Genomic DNA, 23,707 nt, shown 5'->3' on the forward strand with positions numbered 1-23,707 from the left:
GAGGACGGCGGTCGTGAGATGGACTCTCCGGCGTTCTCGTCGAGGCTGTTCTTGACGACGACCTTGTCGCCGACCTGAAGGTTCGCAAGATCATTCGTGCTGATGGTGCTGGTGTTCATGGCGCTGTGCTCCTTGCGTCGTCGTGCCGCAGACCACCGCGCCCCCGCACAGAGGCGGGGCGGGATGGACCAGGCACGGCGTCAGGCATCGGTGCCCTGGTTGATTGCGTCGCGGGTCTGCGCCGTCGCGGCGTGGACGGTCCACGCGGTCCGGCCCGCGTCGGTGATCGTGTAGCCGTGCCCGTCTTCGGTGTACGTGGTGAGCCCGAACCTGACGAGGTCGCGGCAGGTGGTCAGCGTCCTGGTGTGGTACGCGCAGTAGGGCGTGCGGGCCAGGTCGCCGAGCACTGCCCAGCGGTGCTCGGTCATAGGGTGCCGGGTGGTGGTGGTCACGGTGACGTCAACGAACGTCTTTCCGGCGTGGTCAAGAGCAGTGGTCTGCACGGGGAATCCTAATTCTCTCAATGTGGGGATGTGGGACGCGTGTTGGACTCGCGGCCGGTCGGCCCCGGGGATGCGCCCTCGGTGCCGCACTGGGTGGTCAGTAGTCCTTGCGGGCGGCGGCCCGCTCGGACGCTTCGGCGTCGCGGTCGGGGATCGACGCGAGGAGTTCGGCCGCCTTGTCGGCGCGGGCCACGCTCTTGGTTCGGGCCGGGTCGGCGTACAGGGTCCACACGTCGCCGCCCATACGGGGCTGGTAGGAGAGCTGCCAGAACCGGCGGTTGGCGTAGCAGATCTGCCAGGAACGCGGGCCGGACGGGTGCGCGCTCACACCGGCCGGTAGGTCCGGCAGCTTGGGCGCGGGACCGTACGCGCGGTCTATGTAGGCGAGGTGTTCGGCAGTCGCCGTGATGGCGACGCGCACCGTGTGCGGCCACCGGTGCCCCTCGGGCAGCATCGGCGCCCACTCCTCCCACTGCGCCTCACTGCTCGCGCTGCCGGTGTACGGCGCCCAGGCCGCGCCGCGCGCGTAGTTGAAGCCGAGCCGCATCAGGTGCCACCCGGCGGCGGTCTTCAGCCCCTCCGTGTTCGCGCCGTCGGTGATGGTGTCCAGGTAGATCCCGGCGGGGTCGTTCTCCCGCCCGGCCGCACCCCGCTCCGTGAGCGGGATCATGTGGTGTTCCGCCGTGCTGCCCTCGGCGGTCATCAGCCGCAGCGTGGCGCCCCCACCGGCGAGCGGGTACGCCATCCGGATTTCCGCGACGGTCGGCAGGGCGGCGATTTGGCCCGCACGCATCCGCTCCAGCCGCTCGGTCATGGTGGCCGACACCTGGGAACGCTCGCCGCCCTCGGCGGCCATACGCCACGCGGCGCCGTGTGCACGGGTATTCTGGTCGCGAGTTGCTGGCGCGGCGGCCTTCTCCCGTTGCTGGGCAACCGTGTTCACCGCGAGCGCGAGAGCGCCCTTACGGGTGGTGCTGTGGCTGCCGACCTGCCGCCGCTCGCCGCCGACTTCGCGCACCTGCCAGAACAGCATTCCGCGTTCCGATACCTGGTAGGCGGCATACGTGCTCTGTGGGAACCGGCGCCCGTTGAGCGTCTCGCCGGGCAGCGTGAACAGCCAGCCGTCGACGCCGTACTCGGTGCCATCCGGCGCACGGCCGTTGGTCGGCGTGTACCGGATGTAAGACCGGGTGACGACCTCCCGGACGATGCTGCGGGCCTTGCTACTCATATCGTGAGTTCCTCTCGGGCTGCTGTCGTGATCGGTGGTTGGTCAGTTGACGGTCAGGAGTTCATCGAGAGCGTGGTCGTTAGCGAAGGCGGCGTTTCCGGGGGGGCGGCGGGCCATTCGACGGCGGCCCAGGGGTCGCCGTCTTTCTGGTAGAAGCGGGTGATCGCGTCGGGCTTGCACCACGGCTCGTCGGTGGTGTGGTGGACGAGGTCGCCGCCGGCGGGCGAGACGGTGTCGAAGGTGCGGGACACCGGGGGTTGGTGGCTGGTGGGTCTGCGTGCTCCCCGGTCCGACCCGATCGGGCTGCACACCGTCTGCGGCGGGGGCTGTGATGCTTAGAACGGGGCGCCGTCGTAGGGGCGGACGAGGTAGAGGCGGCCGTCGTGCACGGCCAGGCGCTCACCGTCGCCCAGCTCGAACGCGGAGACGTCGGCCCTGTAGCCGCAGCCGGTAGCGGTGCACACGTAGACCGGCCGTCCCTGCGCGTACAGGCCGGGAACGGGGGTGTAGCCGCCCCAGCCGCATTCCGCGCACACCTGCGGTCCGAACTCCTCGGACCCAATCACCATTTCGCCGGTGTGCTTCTCGGCCGCCCGCGCTGCGGCCTTCTCGCGCCGGTCGGTGCACGCGGGGTCGTCGCACGGCCGGTGCCCGATCAGGCCGTCCGTGGACGCGTGGCGGATCTCGATCAGGCCGTAGTCCTGGCACGAGCCGCACAGCGGCTCCGGGGCGTGCGGCTGCTCACCGTCCACGCACCCGGTCCGGTTGGACGAGTCGTACCAGGCGCCTTGTCCGTCGGCCTCGATGTACTCGATTTCGCGGGCGCAGTGCAGACAGGTGCGGGTCTCGGCGGTGGAGCTCATCTGCCCTGGTCCTCTCGGGGGTTGGGCCACACGCCGGTCGGTCGCGCGGCGGGGGGACCGGCCGCCAGCGGAAGGAGCGGTCGGTCGCGGGTTCAGCGGGTCTCGGCGGTGAGGCCGGCCACGCGCCGCTGGTAGGCGCCCCAGACGCTTGCGGTGTCCAGGCTGGGGCCGGTGGTGTAGCCGGTGGGGGAGGATGCGTGCGCCCATACGCCGTGTGCGGTGACGACTTCCCGGTACTCGGTGCGGCTGGCCGGGTGGGATGTGATGGTGACCCACTGCGCGCCGGTCAGGGACGGATAGGCCGCCAGGTGGGCGGCGACGGCCGATGCCATGGCGTCGGCGGCGGCGGCCGGGTCGGTGATGTCGGCGGGCGCCTCGGTGAAATCGCAGTGCACGTGACGGGTGTTGAAATCGTCGGTGATCACAGCACTGATGCCGAACAGTCCGGCCAGTGGCACGTCGTAGCCGGACACGGCGCGGCGGCCGGTGTGGGAGTGCGCCTCGATCCACACGCCCGGCTGGCCCGGCGCGGTGGTCACCAGGGAGGCGCCGGGTAGGGAACGCCAGGGCTTGACCACACGGAAGGTAACGCCGTGCGCGGTCAGCGCGGCTTTGAGGATCGCGCCGGTGCGCTCGGCGGCGGCGGGGGCTGTCTTGCTCAGGTCGTGGGGCCAGGAAGTCATGGTGCACCTCTCACGTCGATGGGGTGTGGGTGGGGCTGAGTGCGTGCGGCCCGGCTCGACCGGGCAACCGGCCTACCGGACGGCGCGGGTGGATCAGAAGAGCGGTGCGTGCGGAGGGGCGGGGACCAGACCGGCGCTGATCGCCATACGGCGCTCGGGGCTCACCCGCCGCTGAGGGGCACGCCGGGCACGCGGGGGCCGTGCCTCTGGGGTGGGGGTGGCCCGATCGGCCGCAGCCTCCGCCGTGGCCTCCGTGCGCGCGGTCTCGGCCGTCTCCTGCTCCTGGGTGACCTCCGCCTCGACCGGCGCGGCCTCCGTCTGCCCGAGGGTGCCGCCCGCGCCGTTGTGGTACCCCGCCGGGGCCGGAGCCTCGGGGGCGTTGCCGTCGTGCAGCTCGGCGACCGCCGCGATGCGGGCCGCCTTGCCGCGCGCCGTGCACGGGTCCTCATGCCCTGAAGACCAGACCGGATCAGCTCCGCTGATCAGGCAGACAAAGAGAGACCCCCGCCCGGCGAGCATCATGCTCAGCCGACGGGGGCCCCGCGGAATTCACCTGCCGACGCCCAGAGGTGAGCCCCAGTCGGCTACGGCTGGATGCTGCCGTCCGGCACGAGGATCGTGATCCGGTCCTGGCACAGCTGCTGACTTCCTGCGTCCGTACCTTCCTGGTCGGGCCCGATCTTCAGCCGACTCCTGTCGTGCGGGTCGCCGGTGTAGCTCGGCTTCGACGCATCGACGGGCTCGACCGTGCAGCGCAGCCGCTCGACGCGCGGCGTCTGGTCTGCTTCGTGTGGATCGATGACTCGGACCGTGATGTCGTTGATGAACGTCGAGCGGTGCCACAGGAACGACGGCTCAGCTCTGCGCTCCTCTACCGACACGCTTCTGGGCACGACGACGTCGTGGTCTTCGATGGTCATGTAATCGTAGGTACCGGTGTACGGAGTCTCCGCCTCGGGGGTTGCCGTGTAGTAGGAGCCGTCAGTGCGCTTGACGAGCTTCTGCACGGGATCCGGGACGTAGACGATCTTCGTGTTCGCCATGGCAGCGCGCTCCTGGGCGTCTTGCTCCTTGATGTGGTTGAGCCAGAGGAACACGCCTGCGACCAGGGCGGCAACTATCGCGATCGAGATCGCCCAGTCACGCAGGCGTTGGCGTTGGCGTAAGGGGGTGTTGTACATGGTGCTGGGTCTCTCTCATTCTGGGCGTGGTCAGGTGGTTTCGACGCCGCTGCGCACGCGCAGCCGTTTGGCGAAGAAGCCGGCCTGGACGGTGAAGTAGCCCTGGTGCAGCTCGTAGAGCTCAGGGCAGACGGGGCTCGGAGGCCCAGGCCTGGATCGCTTCCGGGAAGAGGGCTCTGCCCTCCCAGGCGAGGTGCCAGGCTTGGCAGTAGTAGACGAGCTTCTGGAGCTTCATCGCGGTCATCGCCGGCCGATCGGGCTCGGCCGCGGCGCGCCTCTGCAGGATGTGCTCGGCGACGTCGAAGACGGATGTCTGAGACTGAGCGATGGTTCCAACCTTCATTCCGCTTCGATCACCACCAGTGCCGGAACAAGTAGTCGCCGCGCGGCAGTTCGCTGCGGCGGATCAGATCGGCCAGGACCAGCCGCAGCGACGGCGAGAAGGCGCGATCGGCGAAGAACCGGTCCTCGAACACGGCGTTCTCAAGGTCTTGCGTCGCCGGCGGGTTCGCCTCGACGGTGGCTGGTGTGTTTTCGTCGGCGACGCGGATGCTCAACCAGTAGTCCAGCTCCGTCATGCTGGTCTTGAAGGCGCTCTCGCCGGTGCGGGAGTCCCAGCCCAGGTAGATCTCGGCGTCGTCGAGGTCGCCGAGTGCCTGCAGGTAGTCCCCGTCGGAGGTGAGCTCGTAGAGCTTCACGCTGTCATTGCCGATGTGCTCGTCGTCCCGCTGGCATCCGCGCAGCGAGCTGTACGGCTTGCCGTAGACGCGCTCGGCGATGGCCTCGATCGCAATGTATCCGCTCTCGGCGGTCACAAGATCAGCGTGCGGTTCCAGCGTGTAGACGCTGCGGGGCGTGTATTCGGGTGCATCGGGCATGACGGGGCCTCCTATGTGCGGTTCGGTGATGGTTGCGGGGACGAGCCAGTGCGGCTCAGTGCTCGCCTCGCAGGAGGTCCGCCAAGGCTTGAGCATGGGCGTTCTTGGCTTGTTCGACGGCGGCCTGCTCCTGGAGGGAGTGGATCTTCTCCCCCGCCTGGATGCGCTCGTCGACGGCGTCCATGGCGAGAATGACGGCAGCGAGTTCGAGCCGGGCGTCCGCCACGCGGCGCTTCAGCTCGGGATGCCGCTCGGACATCACGCCCAGCCGGTGGACGGCGGCGACCTTCTGCTCTTCGCTGATGGTCATGGTGCTACTCCTCCTTGAGGCTCTCCCAGATCTCCTTGCACTCCGGGCAGACCGGGTACTTTTCCGGGTTCTTCGACGGGGTCCACTTCTTGCCGCAGAGGGCGGAGACGGGCTCGCCCGTCATGAAGGAGCGGACTCTGAAGGGGAGAACGAGAAGCCCCCGCACGGTGCGATCCCTGCGGGGGCTGATAGGGCGGATGAGCTGTGCTCGTGGAGTCAGGCCTGGGCCAGGACCTCGACGAGGTCGATCTTCCGGCCGCGGGCCAGCTCGGCGGCCGGGACGACGATGCGGTAGCCGCCGACCGGGTAGCTCGGGTGGTCGGAGTACACGACGGCGCAGGTCCAGGAGCCGGAGTGGCGCTTGCGCGGCAGCGGCTCTTCCTCGACGCCGTCAGGCAGAGCGTCCTTCCGGAACTCGATCGGCACCACGACGACGCGGTAGGGCCGATCAGTGCGCTGTGGCTCCCACGGCAGCTCGACGACCAGGTCCTTGAGCCAACCTTCGACGGTCACGGGCAGGGTGGACAGGTAGTGGTTGATCGAGCCTTCGGGGGCTTGGGCCAGTCGGTCCTGCTCCTGCTCTGCGGTCTCGATGAAGCCGATGCGGCTGAGGAAACTCATGGTGATCAGTGCTCCTGAGTCAGTGCCTGGTCCGGACAGCCGGCGCGGGGTCGAAGAAGGCGAGCTCGTCGAGCTCGCAGCGCACGCCGTGGATGCGCGCGGCCTCCAGGTCGGCGAGGTCCTGGTGCACGAGGTCGTCCGGCCTCGTCAGCCAGTGGACGAACACCCCGGTGTCGTCAATGCGGTTCAGGGAATGCCGGACGATGATGCCGATGCTGCCGGGGACCGCGCCGAATTCGTACTCGAGGTATTCGCTGGCCTCGGCGAGGAGCACGTAGCTGCCGACGGCGGGCCGGACGCGTTGGCCGGGCCTGTCGCCGCGGTCCTTGGCCTTCGGCCTCCGTCCGATCAGGTCCGGCAGGAGGAATGCGAGCCCGATCGTCGCGAGGGCCGCGGTGAAGACGATGAGGAGGATGGGCAGGCCGGGCATGGTCAGGAGCGTGTTCATCGACGTGGTTTCCTTCGAGACCGCAGTGGAGGGGAAGAGGAAAGGCGGGGCGAAGAAGCCGATGGTCAGCGCGTCTCGCTGTAGCCGCACTCGGAGCACGTGTGCGTGACCTTCTTGGCCTTCTTGCCGGCGCGGACGCCGTGGGCGTTCGACTCCATGTCGACGGCGCAGTTCGGGCAGCTCATGGCTCGGCTCCTGACGTGACGAGGATGTTCTTCAACGCCAGATCCGGATCAGCTCCGCTGATCCCTTGTGCTCACTGCCTTCACGGGACGAGCAAGGCGAGCCACGAAGAAGAAAAAACACAGCACCCCGGCGCAGCTGCTGCCCGAAGGCAGAGCGCGCACCGGGGTGCTGGGGAAGCCGGAGCCGCGGAGATCTCCAGGGACGCGCCACAGGGATCAGCTGCAGCGCTGAAGGAATCGAACCTTTTCCGCGGTCGGTCTGCACGGTGTGCCGACTGGCGCACGCCGGTGATCAACCAGCGCACTGCGGATTCGAACCGCTCCGTGCAGAAGTCCATGGCAGCAGGTCTACTCAGCCAATCGCCGTGCGGCTGCTCGGAATTCCTCGAAGGTGACAGAATTGCTGGTACCGGGCCCCACAGGGTTGTTCAGGCGCCGCGCAGCGCCCCGGGGGGCGCGAGGGGCGTGCCGCTGATGGTGGGCACGGCCTTGGGTCCGCCGGTGAGGGCGTGTCCCTGCGGCAGGGTCGTGCTGGCCTGCCAGTGCGAGACCCGCCCCTCCGTCGTGCGGGCCGGGTACACGTACCGCGAGCTCCCCGTCGGCGCCTTGGTGGTGTTCATGGCGTCCAGTAGCGTCCCGGCGACCACCTCGCCGCGCTCCTGCACGCACACGGCGGCCTCCTGCCACATGCCCTTGCCGCTGTTCTTCTCGGCGGGCAGCGTCGTGCACACCAGGAGCCGCTGGCTCGGGGCCTCGGCCCACCGGCCGCCGAGCGCGGTCCCGGCAGCCGGCTCAAGTCGGACGCCCACGATGCGGTCCGCCCGCACCCACTGGTCGCCGATCCGGACCCAGGTCGCGGCAAGTTGTGCTGACATGTCGTTCCTCCTTGTGCGTGAACGCTGCCGGGCGGGTCCGCCAAGGGCCCACCCGGCAGCGGTGAGGGGCTGAGCCGTTGTCGGCGTCGGCCAGGCCCGCCGGGGGGGTGAAGTTCTACAGATCGTCAAGCGGTCTGAAAGGGCAGCTGCTCGTCCTGCACGGCGCTGGCGTGCGCGACGGCCGGGGCGGCTGCTGCGACGGGTGCAGCCTGGGCCTGCAGGTTCTGGTTCTGGGCCTCGGCCTTGGTGACGCGCTCGGCCAGGCGGGCCTGGGTGGTGGCGCGGGACTCCAGAAAGGAGATGTTCTGGATCTCGAGCTTGACCTCGAAGACCTCGGCACCGTTCTTGGTGTAGCGGTTCAGGCGGGGCTCGTAGCTGAGGGCCACCAGGTCACCCTTGTGCACGTGGGCGAACGGCCCGGTGCCCTGCGTCTCGGCACGGACGAAGGCCTCGAAGGGCAGCGCGTCCGAGATGCGGTTGCCCTGACGGTCGGTGTAGCCGCGGTCGACGAAGGCGGTGAGCATGACCTTCTTGGAGCCGTCCTTGTTCTCGAAGACCTTCGGGTCGTTCGCCAGGCGGCCGATGACGGATGCGGTGCTGTTCGGGTTCGACATGGTGAGTTCTCCTTGAATACAGCGCAGCGCCCGGATCGACGTCGTCGTCCGCGCGCAGTTGGGTGGGTTGTTGAGATATTCAGTTGTCTGTCATGCCACCATCCGGATCAGCTTCGCTGATCCAATGATGATCCCTTTCAATGCTTCTTCCGAATCAGCTGTGCTGATCGAATGCTTTGTCATTCCGAGTCCCGAATCGGCTTCGCCGATCAGACTCGCGCTCTTCGCTGAGTTATCGGCCACTCCCCCGACCAGACTCCCGACGTGATGCCCGGATGTCCCGCAGCTCGGCCTCCACCTTGTCCGCTCTGGCGATATCGCCCCTCTTGCAGGCCAGCCGATAGGAGTGCTCGAGATCGGCGATCCTGCCTCGACGGATGACCGCCAGGGTGAACCAGAACAGCACCAGGACCAGACCGACCGCGATGAGGGTCCCGACGCTCACAGCGTCACCTGCACTTCGTAGGCCGTCGGCTGAGCAGGGCCGGGTTCGGCGCGGCAGTTTCTGCCTGTGCGGCGCGCTTGTCCGCCGCGGGATTGCGGAAAGGTGAGCTGGTCGCCGTCCAGCTCCCGAACGACGTGCACTTCGTGATCCTCGTCCTCGCGCTCATCCGGCTCGGTGCTGTGCCGGTGCTGATCCGGCAGGTGTTGCGCGAGCACGAAGTCGGGCACGTGCTGTCCACCATGCGCCCGTCGGCGCTGGCGGTTCCCGTCCGCCAGGAGGGGTTCGACCACTTGGCCATGGGCAGGCGTCTGCGGGCCCAACACCCCGCCATCCACTGGCTGTTGGTTTCCGACGCCTCCGGCGATGCCGAACTCGGTCTGGGGGAATGGAACGTGAGGGATCTGTGCCGACCTGCAGCGGAACGGCCCGACACTGCGGACTGCGCCGCACAGGAGCGGCGGCGCCCGTGCTGGAGGAGGGCCGAAGTGGGATGAGCGGAACGCCCTCGACATCAGCAATAGCTACCGCAAGAACATCATTCAGAAGGGTCCCCGATTCGGAGACGTTGCGCTTTAAACGCAGAAAGGCGCCCTCCCCGGCCATACGGCCGGGGAGAGCGCTGAATGGTGCTGGGCATGCCGCTGAAGCGCCCCGATTCGTTCGGGGCGAGGTCCGCCGTTCGGCCTACTCTGAGCATCGCGCGGCAGTACCGCTCTATCCGGACGCCGGACTGCGGTGAGGACTGGCCCCATGGGCCCGGCACACCCCTGGTCGCCCTCGGGACCGGGCTCAACAGCACCAGGCCCCCTAGATGGCATACGCCAGGTGGTATCTGCCGCACGCCGATGGATCATGGAGGTACGGCTTCTCTCCAGCCGCCCGCGGCCTGAGATGGGGTTCCGCCCAAGCTCACGGGACGGACGAGAGCAACAGGCACGCAGCATGGCTCGGAGCGTCCTCCGTGACGTCCCGGCAAGGAACGCCTGGACGTCACGGCAGACCGAAGCCTGATTCACCACCGAAACAGCCCAAAGGAAGGAACACCGTGACACGTATCAGACTGGCCGCCGGAGCCCTTGCCGCCGCAGCGCTGCTGACAATCTTCGGCGGAGGCGTCGCCAACGCCGCACCCTCAGACAACTACGGCGTTGGCCACTGCAGGGCGGGGGGGATGTTCGGAGACTGCTACGGCGTCTCGTGATCTGCCCGGCAGGCACGTAGCCAAGCCGCTTGTGGTCGTCTTCACTTACCAGTCTTGGCAGGTGAAGACGGCCGCACCGGGGCGGGAACGACCCGGCGAGGGCCATGAGCATCTGCTGACGCTCCGCCACCGCTGAAACATCAAACGCGACTGGCGGACGGCACGCCGTGTCGGCCGGCTCGCGGCCGACCAAGTCTCCGGTCACCGTGTGCGCTAGTTCGGGCTTGGCGCGCAGGTATTCATGGACGACGGAGACCGGATCGACCCTCACGGTTCCCGGACCTTCACCAGGGCGCCCTTGAGGATGTGGCGGCCCGGATGGCGCCGGCCGCCCTTGTCACGCCAGCCATACTCCACCAGTAGCGGGTGGCGGTCGGCCTGGACGAGCGCGTAGACGGTGCCGTTGCTGCGGGAGGTGTCGATCGACAGGGAGCGGGAGTACATGTTCCAGGAGCCCTTGCGATTCTTGGGCGCGTCCTTGCGGGCGATGGACGCGATCTTCGATGCCACCCCTGCGGCCAGCTTTTCCGAAGCCCGGGAGGAGACCAGCTCGTTGAGGGCAGATTCGTAGAGGTCGAGGTGGAAGTTCGCTGCCATCAGTGCTCGACCCTCCACGCCCGGACCCGGACGTGCCGTAGGGACCCCTGCCCCCATCTCATCGGCACGCCGTCCACCTCGTACGTCTGGCCATTCCACGCGATACGGTCCGCGGATTCGACGCGAGCGCCCCAGGGCAGGTAGGCCACCAAGCGCTCCTGTGCGGTCTCTCGTTCGGGACCGCGGACCTCGAAGGAACGGTCCGGTTGGACACTAGCCAGACCGGACCACACCGTTCGGGCGGAGGCCCAGTCCCGGCGGTTCGTGTAGGCGCCGGGGCCCTACCCCTTGATCGTGGACACCCTGATCATTGGATCGTGAAGGTCCATAGGACAGGAGTTCCCGTTGGGGATATCGAAGTATTCGCCTGAGTTCCGGGCCGATGCCGTCGCGCTGTACCACGCCAGCCCGGGTGGGACGTACGCGTCGGTGGCCAAGGACGTGGGTGTCAATCACGAGACGCTGCGCACGTGGGTGCGGGACGCCGAGCAGGCCACCCGGCCCGGGGCGGTGGAGGCCACCGCGATGGAGAAGGAGAACCGGCAGCTGCGGGCGCGGGTGAAGGAACTCGAGCTCGAGCGGGAGATCCTGCGGAGGGCCGCGAAGTATTTTGCGGCCGAGACCAGCTGGTGAGCAGCCGCTTCCAGTTCGTCGACGATCACCGTGGCGCCTTCGGCGTCAAGCGGCTGTGCCGGATGCTGAAGGTCTCGCGTTCCGGCTTCTACCGGCACCTGGCCGGCGCGCAAGCGCGGGCCGACCGGGCACGGGGCGATGCCGAGCTCGCCGAGCGGATCACCGAAGTCCACCAGGAGTCCGACGGCACCTACGGGGCCCCGCGCGTCACCGCCGAGCTCCGGGACGGCGGCGAGCGGGTCAATCACAAGCGGGTGGAACGCGTCATGCGGAAGTTCAACATCATCGGGTTCCACCTGCGCAAGAAGGTCCGCACCACCATCCCCGAGCCCTCCGCAACGCCGGTGCCGGACCTCTTGCAGCGCGACTTCACCGCGACCACACCGAACACCCGCTACGTGGGCGACATAACCTACCTCCCTGTGGGCAACGGTCAATTTCTGTATCTGGCAACGGTGTTGGACCTGTGCTCGAAACGGCTGGCGGGCTGGTCGATCGCCGACCACATGCGCACGGAACTGGTCACCGACGCGCTCAAGGCCGCGGCCGCGGCCCGGGGTGCCGACGGCCTGCGCGGGGCAACCTTCCACAGCGACAACGGGGCGCAATACGTCTCGAAGGAGTTCGCCCAGGTCTGCAGCAAGCTCGGCGTGATCAGATCGCGCGGCGCGGTCGGCACGAGCGCGGACAACGCCGCCGCGGAATCCCTGAACGCGACCATGAAACGCGAGACGCTCCAGGGGAGAAAACGGTGGAACGGGGCCCGTGAGGCCCGGCTCGCAGTCTTCCGATGGGCGACTCGCTACAACACCCGCCGACGGCACTCCCGCCTCGGCCAGATCAGCCCGATCACTTACGAACAGCGATCAACTACGCTGGCCACCGCCGCATGACAACCGGTGTCCACGATCAAGGGTGAAGCCCCCCGGCCGTCAGATCGGCACGGCGGATCTCGACGGGATCAGCGAAGCTGAGCATTCACCTCCCGAACCAGGGACAAGGAGCGCAGGGCAGGCCGATAGCGCTTCAGCGAAGCCCTTGCTGCTGGTGAAAGCTGCTGGGCTGCGGATGCCGAGCCGAACTCGACTTCCAGCTCTCCAGTCCGTTCTCGGACGACGCCCGGCTGTACGGAGAGCCAGCGGATGACCTCGGCGCAGATCACGGCCTTGATGCCGGGAGAGTCCTCACGGAACCCACTGCCGCAGTAGTCCGCCACGAAGGCGGTCGCGTCTGCGAGGAATGCTTCGACGCGGGGTCTCTCTTCTTCGGGAATGGTTCGCCCCAGCCGGGCGGCGACGTCATCGACAGAAGCCAAAGACATAGTCCCTCCGAGCGCAGGTTTATTGACCTGCGAACAACCGGTAAGCCGGTATTTTGCCCTGTTTGGTGGGGACTTGACTGACCATTTGATCTTGTTTGTGATCTTCGGCATAGGGATGGATCGATCTTCATGCCGACAATGCCGAAGTGCCCCGACTCATGGGGCGAAGCAGTATTGAAAGGCACAGACAGATGGGTTTACGCGTCCGTTCGGCTCTGACCGCCACCGTGGCCGCCACCGCGATCGTGTCCTCCACGGCTACTACCGCCATGGCCGCCGCTCCGGCTTCGCAGGACAAGCCTGCAAACGTCTTCGTCAAGCGTGGCCAGGTGGCGAAGTTCGCAGCCAGCTCCACGTTCAAGATCAACCTGCCCAAGGGTGACCACGCCGTTCTCACCCCCAGAGGGCTCCGGGTCCTTAACGCTGATGAGAAGGTGGTCGGCGGCATGACGCGGCTCGACGTCATGGACAAGGCCGGCCACGTCCACAAGGCCACCTGGAGCCTGGAAGGCAACCAGCTCACGCAGACGATCGCTGATGTAAAGAAGGGCTCCACGATTGAAGGCACCGTGGTCCGCCCGACGCCCCCAGGTCCGGTGACTGTACTCGTCAACTGGAACTGTTTCTGGGATGGCGTGGGAACCGTCGGGGCCGGACTTGGTGTTATTGGTAGCGTCGCAGGGGCTCCGGCCACTGGCGGGGCGTCACTGGCGGCCACCGGCGGACTACTCGGTGGGACGGCAATGGCGGCCAGGGGATTCAAGGACTGTTTTTAAGGACTGCTGCTCATGCTTCTCGGCCGGATATTTGTCACCATCGCGCTTGTCCTTACGCTCATTGCGGCGGTTGCCAGTATCTGGCGGGAGGATACGTGGGGCACCGTCATCAGTGTTGCCCTGCTATGCAGCACGTCCACTAGCGCAGTCATAGTCTGGCGAGCCCGCCGATAAGCACTACGCATCGGTAGCTACGCCGGCCTGGCACGCCATTAGGCGGGGCGTGCTGGCGTAGCTCCGGAGCGGTCGCAAGGTGGTGTTGCGATGAAGCGGAGTGAACCGCATCCGCCAAACGGTGGGTTGTTCTTTGCGGGCTCGGTCGCTGTGGCCGTCTGCGTAGGAGCGATCACCAAAGAGTCCCTGACCGGGTGGCCGTCGACCGTGGCAGCTGTCGTCGGAGTCGCTGCCGTCGCTTTGGTAGGCAGGCTGTGGCACCGGCAGGCCGATCTGAGGTACCGAACGGCACGTGCCCTCGCGCAAGGGCCGAACGACAGCAGTAACTAGCGGTGGTTTGTTGACGGCGGTTCGGGCCGGTAGTAGGCCAGTTGGTGGGAACTCCGCCCACTGTCCGGGGGGGTTGTGATGACCAAGCGTGTGCCGTGTCCGCCCGCGCCAGGGCCGTTGGAAGCCTATGCCGCCCGCTTCGATGACCTGTTTTCCACGTTGGCACAGCGCCGGGGGTTCCGCGAGTACCTCGCTGGACTGCTGCTGCCGAGGGACCGGAACAAGACGCTGACCTGCCTGGCCGGTACGGAGCCGGTGGCCGGTGCCCAGCACCGGGCGGTCCAGCGGCTGCAGTTCTTCCTGTCCGAGTCGACCTGGGACCACGAGAAGGTCAACGCCCGCCGTGTGGAGCTGCTGCTGGCCGATCCAGCCACGGCCACGCACTCGGGCGGGGTGCTGGTCGTCGACGACTCCGGTGACCGCAAGGACGGGAGTGCGACCGCGCACGTCGGCAAGCAGTACCTGGGCTCGGTCGGGAAAATCGACCGCGGCGTCGTCACCGTGACCACCTGCTGGGCGGACGAACGCGTCTACTACCCCCTGCACGCCGTGCCCTACACCCCCGCCCACCACTTCCCGAAGGGGACGACCCCGGTTTCCGCACGAAACTCCAGATCGGAGCCGACCTGGCCCGCAAAGCGAAGGAGTCAGGAGTCTCCTTACGGGCAGTGGCCGCCGACTGTGCCTACGGCGACCAGGACGCCTTCCGCGGTGAACTGTCGGCCGCAGGGCTGCCGTTCGTGATGGCGCTCAAACCCCGGCGGGGAGCCTGGGCCTACGGCGACGAGGCGTACACGCCCGTCGACGCCGCCCGCGACCTGGCCTGGGGCGGTCCGGACGACCCCGGCCACTGGAGCACGGTCACGCGCACCTTCCGCGACGGACACACCACCAGGTGGTGGGCCGCCGACGCGCAGCTGGGCTGGTGGGGCCCGGACAGCACCACCCGGCTGGTGATCGCCACCACCGACCCGGCCACACTGCCCGCGCAGTCCACCTGGTACCTGGCCACCAACCTGCCCCGGCCAGGATCGACACGCGAGAGCGGCAGCCGTCACCCGGCCGCCGACCTCACCGAAGTCGTGCGGATCTACGGACTGCGGCACTGGGTCGAGCAGAGCTACAAGCAGGTCAAGGACGAGCTCGGATGGGCTGACTTCCAGGTCCGCTCCGATGTCGCCATCCGCCGCCACCAGACCCTCGTCACCTGCCCGTTCAGCTTCTGCTGGGACACCTGGTTCACCCCACCCCCACCCGTCGCCCATGAGGAGGAGCCGGCTCCTGGCCGGCCAGAGAGGGGGCACCCCACCGCCCCACCAGCCCCAGCCGGCCTGCTGGCCCCACGCCATCCGGGCCGTCCGTGGCTGGCTGACGCCCTGGGCCACGCTGCAACGCTACTGGCGGGCATGGTCAACGAAACCCCCTCCCACCGCACTCCAGTCCCTCATCAACGCCCTCGGCGCAGGCAGACCACTCGATCTCTACCGCCCGGTCTAACAAACCACCGCTAGTACTGCAACGGTGTTTGTGTTGATGGCCGGGCAGTTCTATGGGCTGTGTCCGCGTCGTGTGTAGTGACTGATGCGGGCCTGGTGTTGTCGCTTTCGGCGCCAGTGTGTCCAGTGAAGGATGTGGTCGACGGGTGTGGGTCGGCGGTCGTTGAGGTGGGTGATCAGGCAGCACCGCGACTTCGTGCCGCAGGATCAGTATCTCCGCGTTCTTCGCCGTGGTAGATCGGGTCAGCAGGGTGAGTCACGCGAAGATCCGCGTGGCGAACAGGTAGATCATCCGTACCAGTACGAGGACTGATCATGCCCGACCATTGGTCGGGCGCGTTGTCCGAAGACAACAGTGGTGAAGCGATTTTGAAGCGCTACGGGCGGACGGTGGAGTCCACCGACACCTCCCAGGTGATCGGGCCCTTGGTATCCGCGTCGGCTGCAGGTCCGCCAGGAACCGCTTCCATGTCCCGTCCCGCTGCCAGCGGCGGAACAGCCCGTACCCCGTCTGCCAGGTGCCGAACCGCTCGGGCGAATCCCGTCACGGCACCCCGGCCCGCGTGCGCCACCGTATCCCGTCGATGAGCCGGCGCTTCGTCCACTTCGGTGGCCTCCCCGGCTTCTTCGTCTTCGGAAGCAATGGCTCCGGACGCCCTCACTGAGCGGCAGTCACATCACCACGACACACATGAAAAGGATCTCAAACCGTGATCGACTTCAGAAACGCGCCCTAGAGACCGGCGCGGCAGTCCTCCGGCGGGGTGAGGGCGTCGAGGCTGGGGTGGATGGCCGCTGCGGCGGCCGCTGCGGCGGCCGCCGCGTCACTGGCCTCGATCGCCGCTAGCAGCTCCTGGTGTGGGCCGGCACCGCTCTCCTGGACCACGTCCTGGCTGCGCAGCGCGTACAGGCCGTCGCGGAGCCACCCGAAGAAGAACCGGTAGCACTCCAGCAGCACGCTGTTACCCGCCGCCTCGACCACGGCCAGGTGGTACGCAGCGTCGGCGGCAGCGAACTCCTCTGGGGCGGTGGCGCGGTTTCGGGCGGCCAGCAGAGTGCGCAGCCGCTGCACATCGGCGTCGGTGCGCCGGGCGGCGGCGAGGCGGGCCGCCTGGACGTCGAAGCCGAGCTGGATCTCGAAGATCTCGCGTACGTCGGCCATCCCGAGCCGGCGGAGCAGCGGGGCGGGGTCTGCGGTGGAGACCACATAAGTGCCCGCACCCTGGCGGGTTTCCAGCACGCCCAGATGGACCAGGGCGCGTACCGCCTCGCGTACCACGGTGCGGCTCACCCCCAGCTCCTCGGTGAGCCGGTGCTCGGTGGGCAGCCGGTCACCCACCGCCCATCTCCCCTTCACCAGCGCCTCGCTGAGCTGGGAGACGACCTCCTCCACCGAGGACCTTCGGCCGATCATCCGCACCTTGCGCCCCCTTCCTCCCTTTGCTGTCACCCACCCTACCGGCAGTACAGTAATCACCAGTCATCATTCATCATACAAGTCTGGAAGTGAAGTGAAGTGGGGCGAAGTGGATCGTCGCACCCAAGCCCCCAGGCTCGGCTGTCAGTTGCAGGGGATGGGGTGAAGGCGGCCGCATCCCGGCCACTGTTGCGCTCATCGGTGAATGAGGCGATTCGCTATGTCCGCTTGCCCGCCTCATGGCTGGTCACACCGGAAAAATCCATAGTCGGGTGACATATCGAATGAATTGACACGACATCAACTTGCTGTCTACGGTCGCGAACACGCAGATTGATCATGTTTGTAGTAGGTGTCACCTTTGAGTAATTTTTGCCCCCGTTCGCGCTCACCGCCGTTCACGGGTGCCGACGTCATGTATCGAGACCCCGCCCGGCAGTGAAGAAAGCATTGCCCAAGTAGGCGGCGAAACCGCCCTGTTGGGCACCAAAGGCAACAAGCGTGAAATCCGTTCCACAGCGATCCATCGAAATACGGGGGAGAACGTTCGTGCCAGCCGACAACCTCGCCACTCTGCCCGAGCTTCTCCGGACACAGGCTGCCGCCCAGCCCGACGCAGCCGCCGTCACCTGCGGCAACGACAGCCTCACCTACCGGGAGCTCACCGACCAGAGCACGCGCATAGCAGGCTGCCTCCACGGGCTCGGTGTGCAGCAGGACGGCTGCGTAGGCGTCTTCGCCGACCCGTCCCTCGACCTCGTCGTCAGCGTGTGGGGCATCCTCACCGCCGGCAGCGCCTATCTGCCGCTGTCTCCGGACTACCCTGAGGAGCGCCTGCGCTACATCATCGAAGACGCCCGGTGCCAGGTCATCCTGTGCCAGGCGCATCTCGCCGGCCGCCTGCGCCGGCTGGCCCCGACGGGCACCCGCATCGTCACTGTCGACGAGGCCGCCGACCAGGCGCCCGCCAACGCTCCTGTGGGCCCGCAGCCGGACAGCCTCGCCTACGTCATCTACACCTCCGGCAGCACCGGCAAGCCGAAAGGCGTGATGGTTGAGCACCGGAGCGTCGTCGCCCAGCTGCACTGGCTGGCCGCCTCCGGGCACCTGGACGCCGGCAGCGTCATCCTGCAGAAGACTCCGATGAGCTTCGACGCGGCGCAGTGGGAGATCCTCGCCGCGGCCTGCGGCGCCCACGTCGTGATGGGCGCTCCAGGCGTTTTCCGTGACCCCGAGGGGCTGATCGACACCATCGCCGGGTACGGGGTGACCACCCTCCAGTGCGTGCCGACGCTGTTACAGGCCCTCGTCGACACGGAGCGGCTCGCGGGCTGCACGAGCCTTACCCACGTCTTCAGCGGCGGTGAGGCATTAACCCGCTCCCTGGCCGCCGAGTTACTCGCCGCACTGCCCACCGCGCGGCTGGTGAACCTGTACGGGCCCACCGAGTGCACGATCAACTCCTCCGCCTACACCGTCGACCCGGCCACCCTGGACGGCGAACCGGCCGTCATTCCCATCGGCCACCCGGTGGACCGGACCGGGTACCACGTCCTAGACGAGAACCGCCAGCCTGTTCCGCCCGGCGAGACCGGTGAGCTCTACATCTCGGGCGCCCAGCTGGCCCGCGGCTATCTACACCGCCCCGACCTGACCGCGGAACGCTTCCGCGCCCTCTCCCCGGCCCCCGGAGCCGAGCCCGTACGCCTGTACAAGACGGGCGACCTGGTCTCCCAGGACCCCGACGGCACGGTCCACTTCGCCGGCCGGGCCGACAGCCAGATCAAGCTGCGCGGCTACCGCGTCGAACTGGACGAGATCGCCCGCACCATCGAGAACCACTCCTGGGTCAAGCGGGCCGCGGTCATCGTCAAGGACGAGCCGCGCACCGGCTTCCAGAATCTGATCGCCGCTGTGGAGTTCAACCCCAAGGAAGCCGCTCTGATGGACCAGGGCAACCACGGCTCCCACCACCAGTCCAAGGCCAGCAAGCTCCAGGTCAAGGCGCAGCTGTCCAACCCCGGTCTGCGTGAGCCGCACGAGCTCGACGGCCGGGCCCACCTCGACCTGCCCGGCAAGGTCCCCAGCGCGGAACAGCGCCGCACGGCCTTCGCCCGCAAGACCTACCGCTTCTACGAGGGCGGAGAGGTCAGCCGCGCCGACATCCTGAAGCTGCTGGACCACAACGCCGGCTGCTTCCGGTCCCGTCCGCTGCAAGACGTGACGCTGGACGAACTCGGCACGCTGCTACGCAACTTCGGCCAGTTCCAGAGTGAGGAGCGGCTGCTGCCGAAGTATGTCTACGCCTCGCCCGGTGCCCTGTACGCCACGCAGCTGTACCTGGAGGTCGCAGGCGTCGCCGGTCTGCAGCCCGGCATCTACTACCACAACCCCCTCACCCACCAACTCACCCTGATCCGCACCCTCGGGGAGGAGGGGCCGGTCCGGCTGAAGGCCCACTTCATCGGCAAGAAGCGGGCCATCGAGCCGGTCTACAAGAACAACCTCCTCGAGGTCCTGGAATTCGAGACCGGGCACATGGTCGGCCTGTTCGAACAGGTCCTGCCCGCCCACGGCCTGGCCATCCACCCGGACGGGTACCGGCCGGAGCTCAAGCCGCTGTTCGATGTGGCCGACGAGGACTACTACCTGGGTACCTTCGACATCCGGCAGTACGACGGCCGACTGGCGGACGACCCCACCGAGATCTATGTGCAGGCCCACCCCGGCAAGGTGGCGGACCTGCCGGCCGGCCAGTACCGCTACGCCTGGGGCGACCTGGAGAGGATCTCCGACGAGCTGGTGCAGAAGAAGCACGTCATCGCCATCAACCAGGCGGTCTACGAACGCTCCAGCATCGGCATCAGCGCCGTCAGCCGGGCTGCCGAGCCCTGGCTGGCCTACGTCGTGCTCGGCAGAAAGCTGCACCACTTGCAGGCCAACGGGTTGGACTTCGGCTTCATGTCCTCCGGTTACAGCTCCAAGACCGGCAACCCGCTGCCCGCTGCGCGACGCATCGACGACATTCTCACCGCCTGCTCCCTGCCGACCGGAGCCTCGTACTTCTTCGTCGGCGGCCGGGTCAGCGCCGAGCAGCAGGCGAGCGAGGGCATGGGCGAGGATGTCGTCCACATGAAGGGCCCAACCGAGATGATCAGGGACGACCTGATCAACTACCTGCCCGACTACATGCTGCCGAACAAGGTCGTGGTCCTGGACGCGCTGCCGCAGACCGCCAACGGCAAGATCGATACCAAGAAGCTCGCCACTCTCGACCAGATCACCAAGGGGCTGGAGAGCCGCGCCTTCGTTCCGCCACGCACCGGGACGGAGCAGGCCCTGGCAGAGATGTGGGCGGCGGCCCTGAAGTACGAGCCGGTGTCCACCGAGGACAACTTCTTTGAATCCGGTGGCAATTCGCTGACCGCGGTGACGCTGGTCAATCGCATCAGCCGACGCTTCGGCACGCGGCTCCCGGTGCAGGTGCTCTTCGAGGCTCCGACGGTCGGGCAGCTCGCCCGCCGCATCGACGGCAACGGCACTGAAGAAACGTCACGACTGATACGGCTGCACGCCAAGGGATTCGAGTCACCCGTCTTCTGCTGGCCCGGTCTGGGCGGCTACCCCATGAACCTCCAGCTCCTGGCGTCCCGCGTGGACATAGACCGGCCGATCTACGGAATACAGGCCCACGGCCTCAACGCCGGCGAAGAGCCGTTCCCCACCATCCGGGACATGGCCGCCGCAGACCTGGCCGAGATCCGGCGGATCCAGCCCGAAGGGCCGTACACACTGTGGGGCTATTCCTTCGGCGCCCGAGTCGCCTTCGAGGCGGCCTGGCAGCTGGAACAGGTCGGCGAAAAGGTGGCGAACCTCTTCCTGATATGCCCCGGAAACCCGAAGGTCCGGACGGCCGACGGCACCCGCTACGGACGTGAGTCCTCGTACCGCAACCCGGCATACCTGACGGTCCTCTTCTCTGTTTTCGCCGGCACCATCAGCGGGCAGGACCTGGACCGGTGCCTGGAAACGGTGCAGGACGAAGCGAGTTTTGTCGCGTTCATCTGCGACATGAACCCAGTTCTGGATGAGCAACTGGTCCGCAGGATCACGCGGATCGTTGCCGGAACCTATGAATTCGAGTACGCCTTCCGCGAGCTGGCCGAACGCAGCCTGGCAGCGCCGGTCACCCTCTTCAAGGCGGTGGGCGACGACTACTCGTTCATCGAGGGCAGCTCCGGCTACTCCGCACTCCCGCCGACCGTGATCGACCTGAAGGGCGGCCACTACAGCGTGCTGCGGGAAGGCGGCGTCGGCGAGCTGGTGTCCGCCATCCGCACCCGCCTCGGCCGCTGAATCCGCTGGAATCCGCCTGTGCGGGACACGGTGGGCGGCCGGCATTACGCCGTACCGGTGCGGTGCCGGCCGTCCGCTCCGCACAACCAAGCACGAAAACGAAAGGTTTGAAACACCGTGCCGCACATCAACATCAAGCACTTCCCCAAGGATTTCACCGAGGAGCAGAAGCAGCGGCTGTCCGAGGCGCTCGCCGACGTTGTCATCCGGCATTTCGACGTCCCTGACGGTGCCGTCTCGATTGCGCTGGAGCCGGTGCCCCAGTCTGCCTGGAGCGACGCGGTCGTCGTTCCAGAGATCACCGGGCGCCAGGACCTGCTGATCAAAGAGCCGAACTACTGAGCTGCACACCAGCCCCCAGCCGGTCCTGGCACTCCGGCTGGGCAGACCCGTCAACTTTCCCAAGGAGAATCCCATGACCGACTCCCTCGGCCCCCGTCTGAAGGTCGGCGTGGTCGTTCCCGCGACCAACACCTCGGCACAGCCGGAAATGGAGGCCATGCGGCCCGTCGGCGTGACCAACCACACCGGGCGGATGCCGACCGCGGACACCTCTCTCACGGCGAGCATCGACAACCTGGTCGACAGCTACCGGGAATCGACCCACAAGGCGATCGGCAGCATCGTCCCCTGCAAGCCCGACTGCGTCGTCATCGGCTTCTCGCCCGAGATCTACTGGGACGGTCCGGACTCGCACGCCGGTGTTCTGGCATCGATGAAGGAGGCCGCCGACGGTATCCCGGTCTCCATGAGCCCGGACGCCGTCAACACCGCCCTGGCTTGCTACGGGGCCCGCCGGATCGCCGTCATCACCCCGTACCTGCCCGTGGGCGACGACACGGTGACCCGGTTCTTCACCGACAGCGGCTACGACGTGGTGAAGGTCCAGGGGCTCGGGTGCAGCAGCCCGGAGAAGATTTCCCATGTCTCCGAGGCCGAACTCCGGCACACCGTGAAGGAAATCGACAGCCGGGACGTCGAGGCCATCGTCCAGATCGGCACCAATGTGGCTATGGCGCGTGTCGCAGCCACGGCCGAGGAATGGACCGGCAAGCCGGTCATTACCAACAACACAGTGCTCTACTGGCATGCGCTGCGGCAGAACGGAATCACCGACCGTGTGCCCGGATTCGGCTCGCTGCTGACCGAGCACTGAGCACCCTTCAGCCTCCGCCCCTCCGGAGAGATTTAACCGTGGGGCGGAGGATGCCGGGGCAGGGGCAGCGGACGGTGCCCCTGCCCCGGCCGTGACCACGAAACTGGAGAACCTCCGTGAGTACTACTGGCAGCGAAAAAGCTGCGCTTGATCCGCAGCGGGCTCCGGAAGAGGACCGGATCCCGGTGGTGAGGCTGCTGGCGTTCACCACGGCCGGCTTCCTGGCCATCATGACCGAGACGATGCCCGCGGGGCTGCTCCCGCAGATCGGGCACGGGCTCGGCATCTCCGAAGGGCTGGCGGGACAGCTCGTCACGCTGTACGCCATCGGTTCCGTGGTGGCCGCGGTTCCCGTCATCGCCGCCACCCGCGGCATGAACCGGCGGCCACTGCTGCTATTCGCCGTCGGCGGACTGCTCGTCTTCAACACCGTCACGGCGTTGTCGAGCAGCTATGGCCTCACCCTCCTGGCCCGCTTCGTCGCGGGCATGGCCTCCGGGGTCATCTGGGGCCTGCTCGCCGGGTACGGACGGCGCCTGGTGCCCGAGCACCTGCAGGGCCGAGCCCTGGCCATCGTCGGCGTCGGCCAACCGATCGCTCTTACCCTCGGGGTGCCGCTGGGCACCTGGCTCGGGTCCCTCTTCGACTGGCGCGGAGTCTTCTGGATCATGTCCGCGGTGGCGCTGCTGCTGATGATCTGGATCCGCACGCTGGTGCCCGACTTCCCCGGCCAGACCGCAGAGGACCGCCAGCCCATCCGGAAGATCTTCGTCGCCCCGGGCATCCGCCCGGTGCTGGCCGTGCTCTTCCTGTGGATCCTGGCGCACAACATCCTCTACACCTACGTCGCCCCCTTCCTGGCGCACGCCGGACTCGGCAGCCGCGTCGACGTCGCGCTTCTCGTCTTCGGCGCGTCCTCCATCGCGGGCATCTGGCTGACCGGCCTGCTGGTTGACCGCCTGCTGCGCACGGTCACGCTCGCCAGCCTCGCCGGGTTCGCCCTGGCCGCCCTGCTGCTCGGCATTGCCGGCCACCTGCTGCCGCTGGTCTTCGCCGGGATCGTCGCCTGGGGCCTGACGTTCGGTGGCGCGCCCACGCTCCTGCAGACCGCGATAGGTGACGCCGCCGGGGACGGTGCCGATGTCGCTCAGTCGATGTTCGTCACCGTCTTCAATCTCGCCGTCGCGGGCGGCGGCATGGTCGGCGGCCTGCTCCTGGAATCCGCCGGGGCCGGGTCCATCCCCTGGGTCTTGCTGGGCTTCGCCGTTCTGGCCTTCGCCGTCGTCGCAGCCGCGCGCCGGCACGGCTTCAAGCCCGGCCCTCGTATGGTGAGGAGCTGACGCATCGTGGTCCGGCCCGGCCGGGGCCCCGTCGACCGGAGATCTCCCGGGCCGCTCATGGCGGGGGGCGACC

At 67.6% G+C, this 23,707-nt stretch carries 27 protein-coding genes and 1 pseudogene; 9 read left to right on the forward strand and 19 right to left on the reverse strand.

The window, feature by feature from the left end:
- Positions 1 to 200 precede the first annotated feature (200 nt).
- The 16 genes from K9S39_RS04870 to K9S39_RS04945 form a co-directional block, all read right to left on the reverse strand.
- A complete protein-coding gene (locus tag K9S39_RS04870) occupies positions 201 to 503 on the reverse strand; it encodes a hypothetical protein (RefSeq protein WP_248862131.1) in 303 nt (100 codons plus the stop codon).
- A gap of 97 nt (positions 504 to 600) precedes the next feature.
- Complete coding sequence (locus K9S39_RS04875) at positions 601 to 1,734, reverse strand: hypothetical protein (protein WP_248862132.1); 1,134 nt, start codon at positions 1,732 to 1,734, stop codon at positions 601 to 603.
- Between the two features lie 53 nt (positions 1,735 to 1,787).
- A complete protein-coding gene (locus tag K9S39_RS04880; RefSeq protein WP_248862133.1) occupies positions 1,788 to 1,985 on the reverse strand; it encodes a hypothetical protein in 198 nt (65 codons plus the stop codon).
- An 84-nt stretch (positions 1,986 to 2,069) separates the two neighbouring features.
- Positions 2,070 to 2,597 (reverse strand): hypothetical protein, encoded by a 528-nt coding sequence (locus K9S39_RS04885; protein ID WP_248862134.1) that lies wholly within the window; start codon positions 2,595 to 2,597, stop codon positions 2,070 to 2,072.
- A 92-nt stretch (positions 2,598 to 2,689) separates the two neighbouring features.
- Positions 2,690 to 3,280 carry a hypothetical protein gene (locus tag K9S39_RS04890; protein ID WP_248862135.1) on the reverse strand — a complete coding sequence of 197 codons (591 nt, stop codon included), beginning with the start codon at positions 3,278 to 3,280 and terminating at the stop codon, positions 2,690 to 2,692.
- Positions 3,281 to 3,373: 93 nt separating this feature from the next.
- A complete protein-coding gene (locus tag K9S39_RS04895) occupies positions 3,374 to 3,802 on the reverse strand; it encodes a hypothetical protein (RefSeq protein ID WP_248862136.1) in 429 nt (142 codons plus the stop codon).
- 62 nt (positions 3,803 to 3,864) lie between these two features.
- A complete protein-coding gene (locus K9S39_RS04900; protein ID WP_248862137.1) occupies positions 3,865 to 4,461 on the reverse strand; it encodes a hypothetical protein in 597 nt (198 codons plus the stop codon).
- A 121-nt stretch (positions 4,462 to 4,582) separates the two neighbouring features.
- Positions 4,583 to 4,804 (reverse strand): Panacea domain-containing protein, encoded by a 222-nt coding sequence (locus K9S39_RS04905; protein WP_248862138.1) that lies wholly within the window; start codon positions 4,802 to 4,804, stop codon positions 4,583 to 4,585.
- 10 nt (positions 4,805 to 4,814) lie between these two features.
- Entirely contained in the window at positions 4,815 to 5,339 is a 525-nt protein-coding gene (locus tag K9S39_RS04910) for a hypothetical protein (protein ID WP_248862139.1), read from the reverse strand.
- Positions 5,340 to 5,394: 55 nt separating this feature from the next.
- Complete coding sequence (locus K9S39_RS04915) at positions 5,395 to 5,649, reverse strand: hypothetical protein (protein ID WP_248862140.1); 255 nt, start codon at positions 5,647 to 5,649, stop codon at positions 5,395 to 5,397.
- Positions 5,650 to 5,653: 4 nt separating this feature from the next.
- Positions 5,654 to 5,815, reverse strand: a complete 162-nt coding sequence (locus tag K9S39_RS04920; RefSeq protein WP_454894892.1) for a DUF3039 domain-containing protein — start codon at positions 5,813 to 5,815, stop codon at positions 5,654 to 5,656.
- Positions 5,816 to 5,865: 50 nt separating this feature from the next.
- The gene (locus K9S39_RS04925; RefSeq protein ID WP_248862142.1) at positions 5,866 to 6,270 is read right to left on the reverse strand and encodes a hypothetical protein; all 405 of its coding nucleotides are present in this window, start codon (positions 6,268 to 6,270) and stop codon (positions 5,866 to 5,868) included.
- Between the two features lie 19 nt (positions 6,271 to 6,289).
- Positions 6,290 to 6,700: a hypothetical protein gene (locus tag K9S39_RS04930; protein WP_248862143.1), complete on the reverse strand. Its 411-nt coding sequence runs from the start codon at positions 6,698 to 6,700 to the stop codon at positions 6,290 to 6,292.
- 631 nt (positions 6,701 to 7,331) lie between these two features.
- Positions 7,332 to 7,778, reverse strand: a complete 447-nt coding sequence (locus K9S39_RS04935; RefSeq protein ID WP_248862144.1) for a hypothetical protein — start codon at positions 7,776 to 7,778, stop codon at positions 7,332 to 7,334.
- Between the two features lie 125 nt (positions 7,779 to 7,903).
- A complete protein-coding gene (locus K9S39_RS04940) occupies positions 7,904 to 8,392 on the reverse strand; it encodes a single-stranded DNA-binding protein (protein ID WP_248862145.1) in 489 nt (162 codons plus the stop codon).
- A gap of 232 nt (positions 8,393 to 8,624) precedes the next feature.
- Positions 8,625 to 8,837 carry a hypothetical protein gene (locus K9S39_RS04945; RefSeq protein ID WP_248862146.1) on the reverse strand — a complete coding sequence of 71 codons (213 nt, stop codon included), beginning with the start codon at positions 8,835 to 8,837 and terminating at the stop codon, positions 8,625 to 8,627.
- A 29-nt stretch (positions 8,838 to 8,866) separates the two neighbouring features.
- On the opposite strand from K9S39_RS04945, the gene K9S39_RS42755 reads away from it, so the two are divergent.
- Together K9S39_RS42755 and K9S39_RS04955 are read left to right on the forward strand one after the other, a co-directional pair.
- Entirely contained in the window at positions 8,867 to 9,331 is a 465-nt protein-coding gene (locus tag K9S39_RS42755; protein WP_406708122.1) for an AMP-binding protein, read from the forward strand.
- Positions 9,332 to 9,882: 551 nt separating this feature from the next.
- Positions 9,883 to 10,038 (forward strand): hypothetical protein, encoded by a 156-nt coding sequence (locus tag K9S39_RS04955; protein WP_248862147.1) that lies wholly within the window; start codon positions 9,883 to 9,885, stop codon positions 10,036 to 10,038.
- Positions 10,039 to 10,305: 267 nt separating this feature from the next.
- On the opposite strand, the gene K9S39_RS04960 is transcribed toward K9S39_RS04955, so the two are convergent.
- Complete coding sequence (locus K9S39_RS04960; protein ID WP_248862148.1) at positions 10,306 to 10,635, reverse strand: hypothetical protein; 330 nt, start codon at positions 10,633 to 10,635, stop codon at positions 10,306 to 10,308.
- A 345-nt stretch (positions 10,636 to 10,980) separates the two neighbouring features.
- Between K9S39_RS04960 and K9S39_RS04965 the strand changes: the two genes are divergently transcribed.
- Positions 10,981 to 12,161 (forward strand): IS3 family transposase gene (locus tag K9S39_RS04965; RefSeq protein ID WP_248862149.1). Its coding sequence is split into 2 segments (ribosomal slippage): positions 10,981 to 11,248 and positions 11,248 to 12,161, totalling 1,182 coding nucleotides; the frame shifts between segments, so codons are not numbered across the junction.
- 68 nt (positions 12,162 to 12,229) lie between these two features.
- On the opposite strand, the gene K9S39_RS04970 is transcribed toward K9S39_RS04965, so the two are convergent.
- A complete protein-coding gene (locus tag K9S39_RS04970) occupies positions 12,230 to 12,700 on the reverse strand; it encodes a hypothetical protein (RefSeq protein ID WP_248862150.1) in 471 nt (156 codons plus the stop codon).
- A 116-nt stretch (positions 12,701 to 12,816) separates the two neighbouring features.
- On the opposite strand from K9S39_RS04970, the gene K9S39_RS04975 reads away from it, so the two are divergent.
- Both K9S39_RS04975 and K9S39_RS43305 read left to right on the forward strand, forming a co-directional pair.
- On the forward strand, positions 12,817 to 13,365 hold the full coding sequence (locus tag K9S39_RS04975) for a hypothetical protein (protein ID WP_248862151.1): 549 nt from the start codon (positions 12,817 to 12,819) through the stop codon (positions 13,363 to 13,365).
- Positions 13,366 to 13,947: 582 nt separating this feature from the next.
- Positions 13,948 to 15,380 (forward strand): annotated as a pseudogene (locus K9S39_RS43305) (IS701 family transposase).
- A gap of 718 nt (positions 15,381 to 16,098) precedes the next feature.
- On the opposite strand, the gene K9S39_RS04985 reads toward K9S39_RS43305, so the two are convergent.
- Complete coding sequence (locus K9S39_RS04985) at positions 16,099 to 16,779, reverse strand: FadR/GntR family transcriptional regulator (RefSeq protein WP_248862153.1); 681 nt, start codon at positions 16,777 to 16,779, stop codon at positions 16,099 to 16,101.
- Positions 16,780 to 17,331: 552 nt separating this feature from the next.
- Between K9S39_RS04985 and K9S39_RS04990 the strand changes: the two genes are divergently transcribed.
- The 4 genes from K9S39_RS04990 to K9S39_RS05005 all read left to right on the forward strand — a co-directional run bounded on the left by K9S39_RS04990 (position 17,332) and on the right by K9S39_RS05005 (position 23,634).
- Positions 17,332 to 21,138, forward strand: a complete 3,807-nt coding sequence (locus K9S39_RS04990; RefSeq protein WP_248862154.1) for an amino acid adenylation domain-containing protein — start codon at positions 17,332 to 17,334, stop codon at positions 21,136 to 21,138.
- Positions 21,139 to 21,255: 117 nt separating this feature from the next.
- Positions 21,256 to 21,480 carry a tautomerase PptA gene (pptA, locus tag K9S39_RS04995; protein ID WP_248862155.1) on the forward strand — a complete coding sequence of 75 codons (225 nt, stop codon included), beginning with the start codon at positions 21,256 to 21,258 and terminating at the stop codon, positions 21,478 to 21,480.
- 73 nt (positions 21,481 to 21,553) lie between these two features.
- Positions 21,554 to 22,294: a maleate cis-trans isomerase family protein gene (locus K9S39_RS05000; protein ID WP_248862156.1), complete on the forward strand. Its 741-nt coding sequence runs from the start codon at positions 21,554 to 21,556 to the stop codon at positions 22,292 to 22,294.
- Between the two features lie 116 nt (positions 22,295 to 22,410).
- Positions 22,411 to 23,634, forward strand: a complete 1,224-nt coding sequence (locus tag K9S39_RS05005) for an MFS transporter (RefSeq protein WP_248862158.1) — start codon at positions 22,411 to 22,413, stop codon at positions 23,632 to 23,634.
- Positions 23,635 to 23,707: the final 73 nt, after the last annotated feature.

Origin of the sequence: Streptomyces halobius, assembly GCF_023277745.1 — a bacterium.
Lineage (GTDB): Bacteria > Actinomycetota > Actinomycetes > Streptomycetales > Streptomycetaceae > Streptomyces > Streptomyces halobius.

Coding starts and splice junctions, on each gene's coding strand:
- K9S39_RS04875 (WP_248862132.1), bottom strand. CDS start 1,734: ATGAGTAGCAAGGCCCGCAGCATCGTCCGGGAGGTCGTCACCCGGTCT.
- K9S39_RS04885 (WP_248862134.1), bottom strand. CDS start 2,597: ATGAGCTCCACCGCCGAGACCCGCACCTGTCTGCACTGCGCCCGCGAA.
- K9S39_RS04890 (WP_248862135.1), bottom strand. CDS start 3,280: ATGACTTCCTGGCCCCACGACCTGAGCAAGACAGCCCCCGCCGCCGCC.
- K9S39_RS04895 (WP_248862136.1), bottom strand. CDS start 3,802: ATGATGCTCGCCGGGCGGGGGTCTCTCTTTGTCTGCCTGATCAGCGGA.
- K9S39_RS04900 (WP_248862137.1), bottom strand. CDS start 4,461: ATGTACAACACCCCCTTACGCCAACGCCAACGCCTGCGTGACTGGGCG.
- K9S39_RS04905 (WP_248862138.1), bottom strand. CDS start 4,804: ATGAAGGTTGGAACCATCGCTCAGTCTCAGACATCCGTCTTCGACGTC.
- K9S39_RS04910 (WP_248862139.1), bottom strand. CDS start 5,339: ATGCCCGATGCACCCGAATACACGCCCCGCAGCGTCTACACGCTGGAA.
- K9S39_RS04915 (WP_248862140.1), bottom strand. CDS start 5,649: ATGACCATCAGCGAAGAGCAGAAGGTCGCCGCCGTCCACCGGCTGGGC.
- K9S39_RS04925 (WP_248862142.1), bottom strand. CDS start 6,270: ATGAGTTTCCTCAGCCGCATCGGCTTCATCGAGACCGCAGAGCAGGAG.
- K9S39_RS04930 (WP_248862143.1), bottom strand. CDS start 6,700: ATGCCCGGCCTGCCCATCCTCCTCATCGTCTTCACCGCGGCCCTCGCG.
- K9S39_RS04935 (WP_248862144.1), bottom strand. CDS start 7,778: ATGTCAGCACAACTTGCCGCGACCTGGGTCCGGATCGGCGACCAGTGG.
- K9S39_RS04940 (WP_248862145.1), bottom strand. CDS start 8,392: ATGTCGAACCCGAACAGCACCGCATCCGTCATCGGCCGCCTGGCGAAC.
- K9S39_RS04960 (WP_248862148.1), bottom strand. CDS start 10,635: ATGGCAGCGAACTTCCACCTCGACCTCTACGAATCTGCCCTCAACGAG.
- K9S39_RS04970 (WP_248862150.1), bottom strand. CDS start 12,700: ATGCCGAAGATCACAAACAAGATCAAATGGTCAGTCAAGTCCCCACCA.
- K9S39_RS04985 (WP_248862153.1), bottom strand. CDS start 16,779: ATGATCGGCCGAAGGTCCTCGGTGGAGGAGGTCGTCTCCCAGCTCAGC.
- K9S39_RS05000 (WP_248862156.1), top strand. CDS start 21,554: ATGACCGACTCCCTCGGCCCCCGTCTGAAGGTCGGCGTGGTCGTTCCC.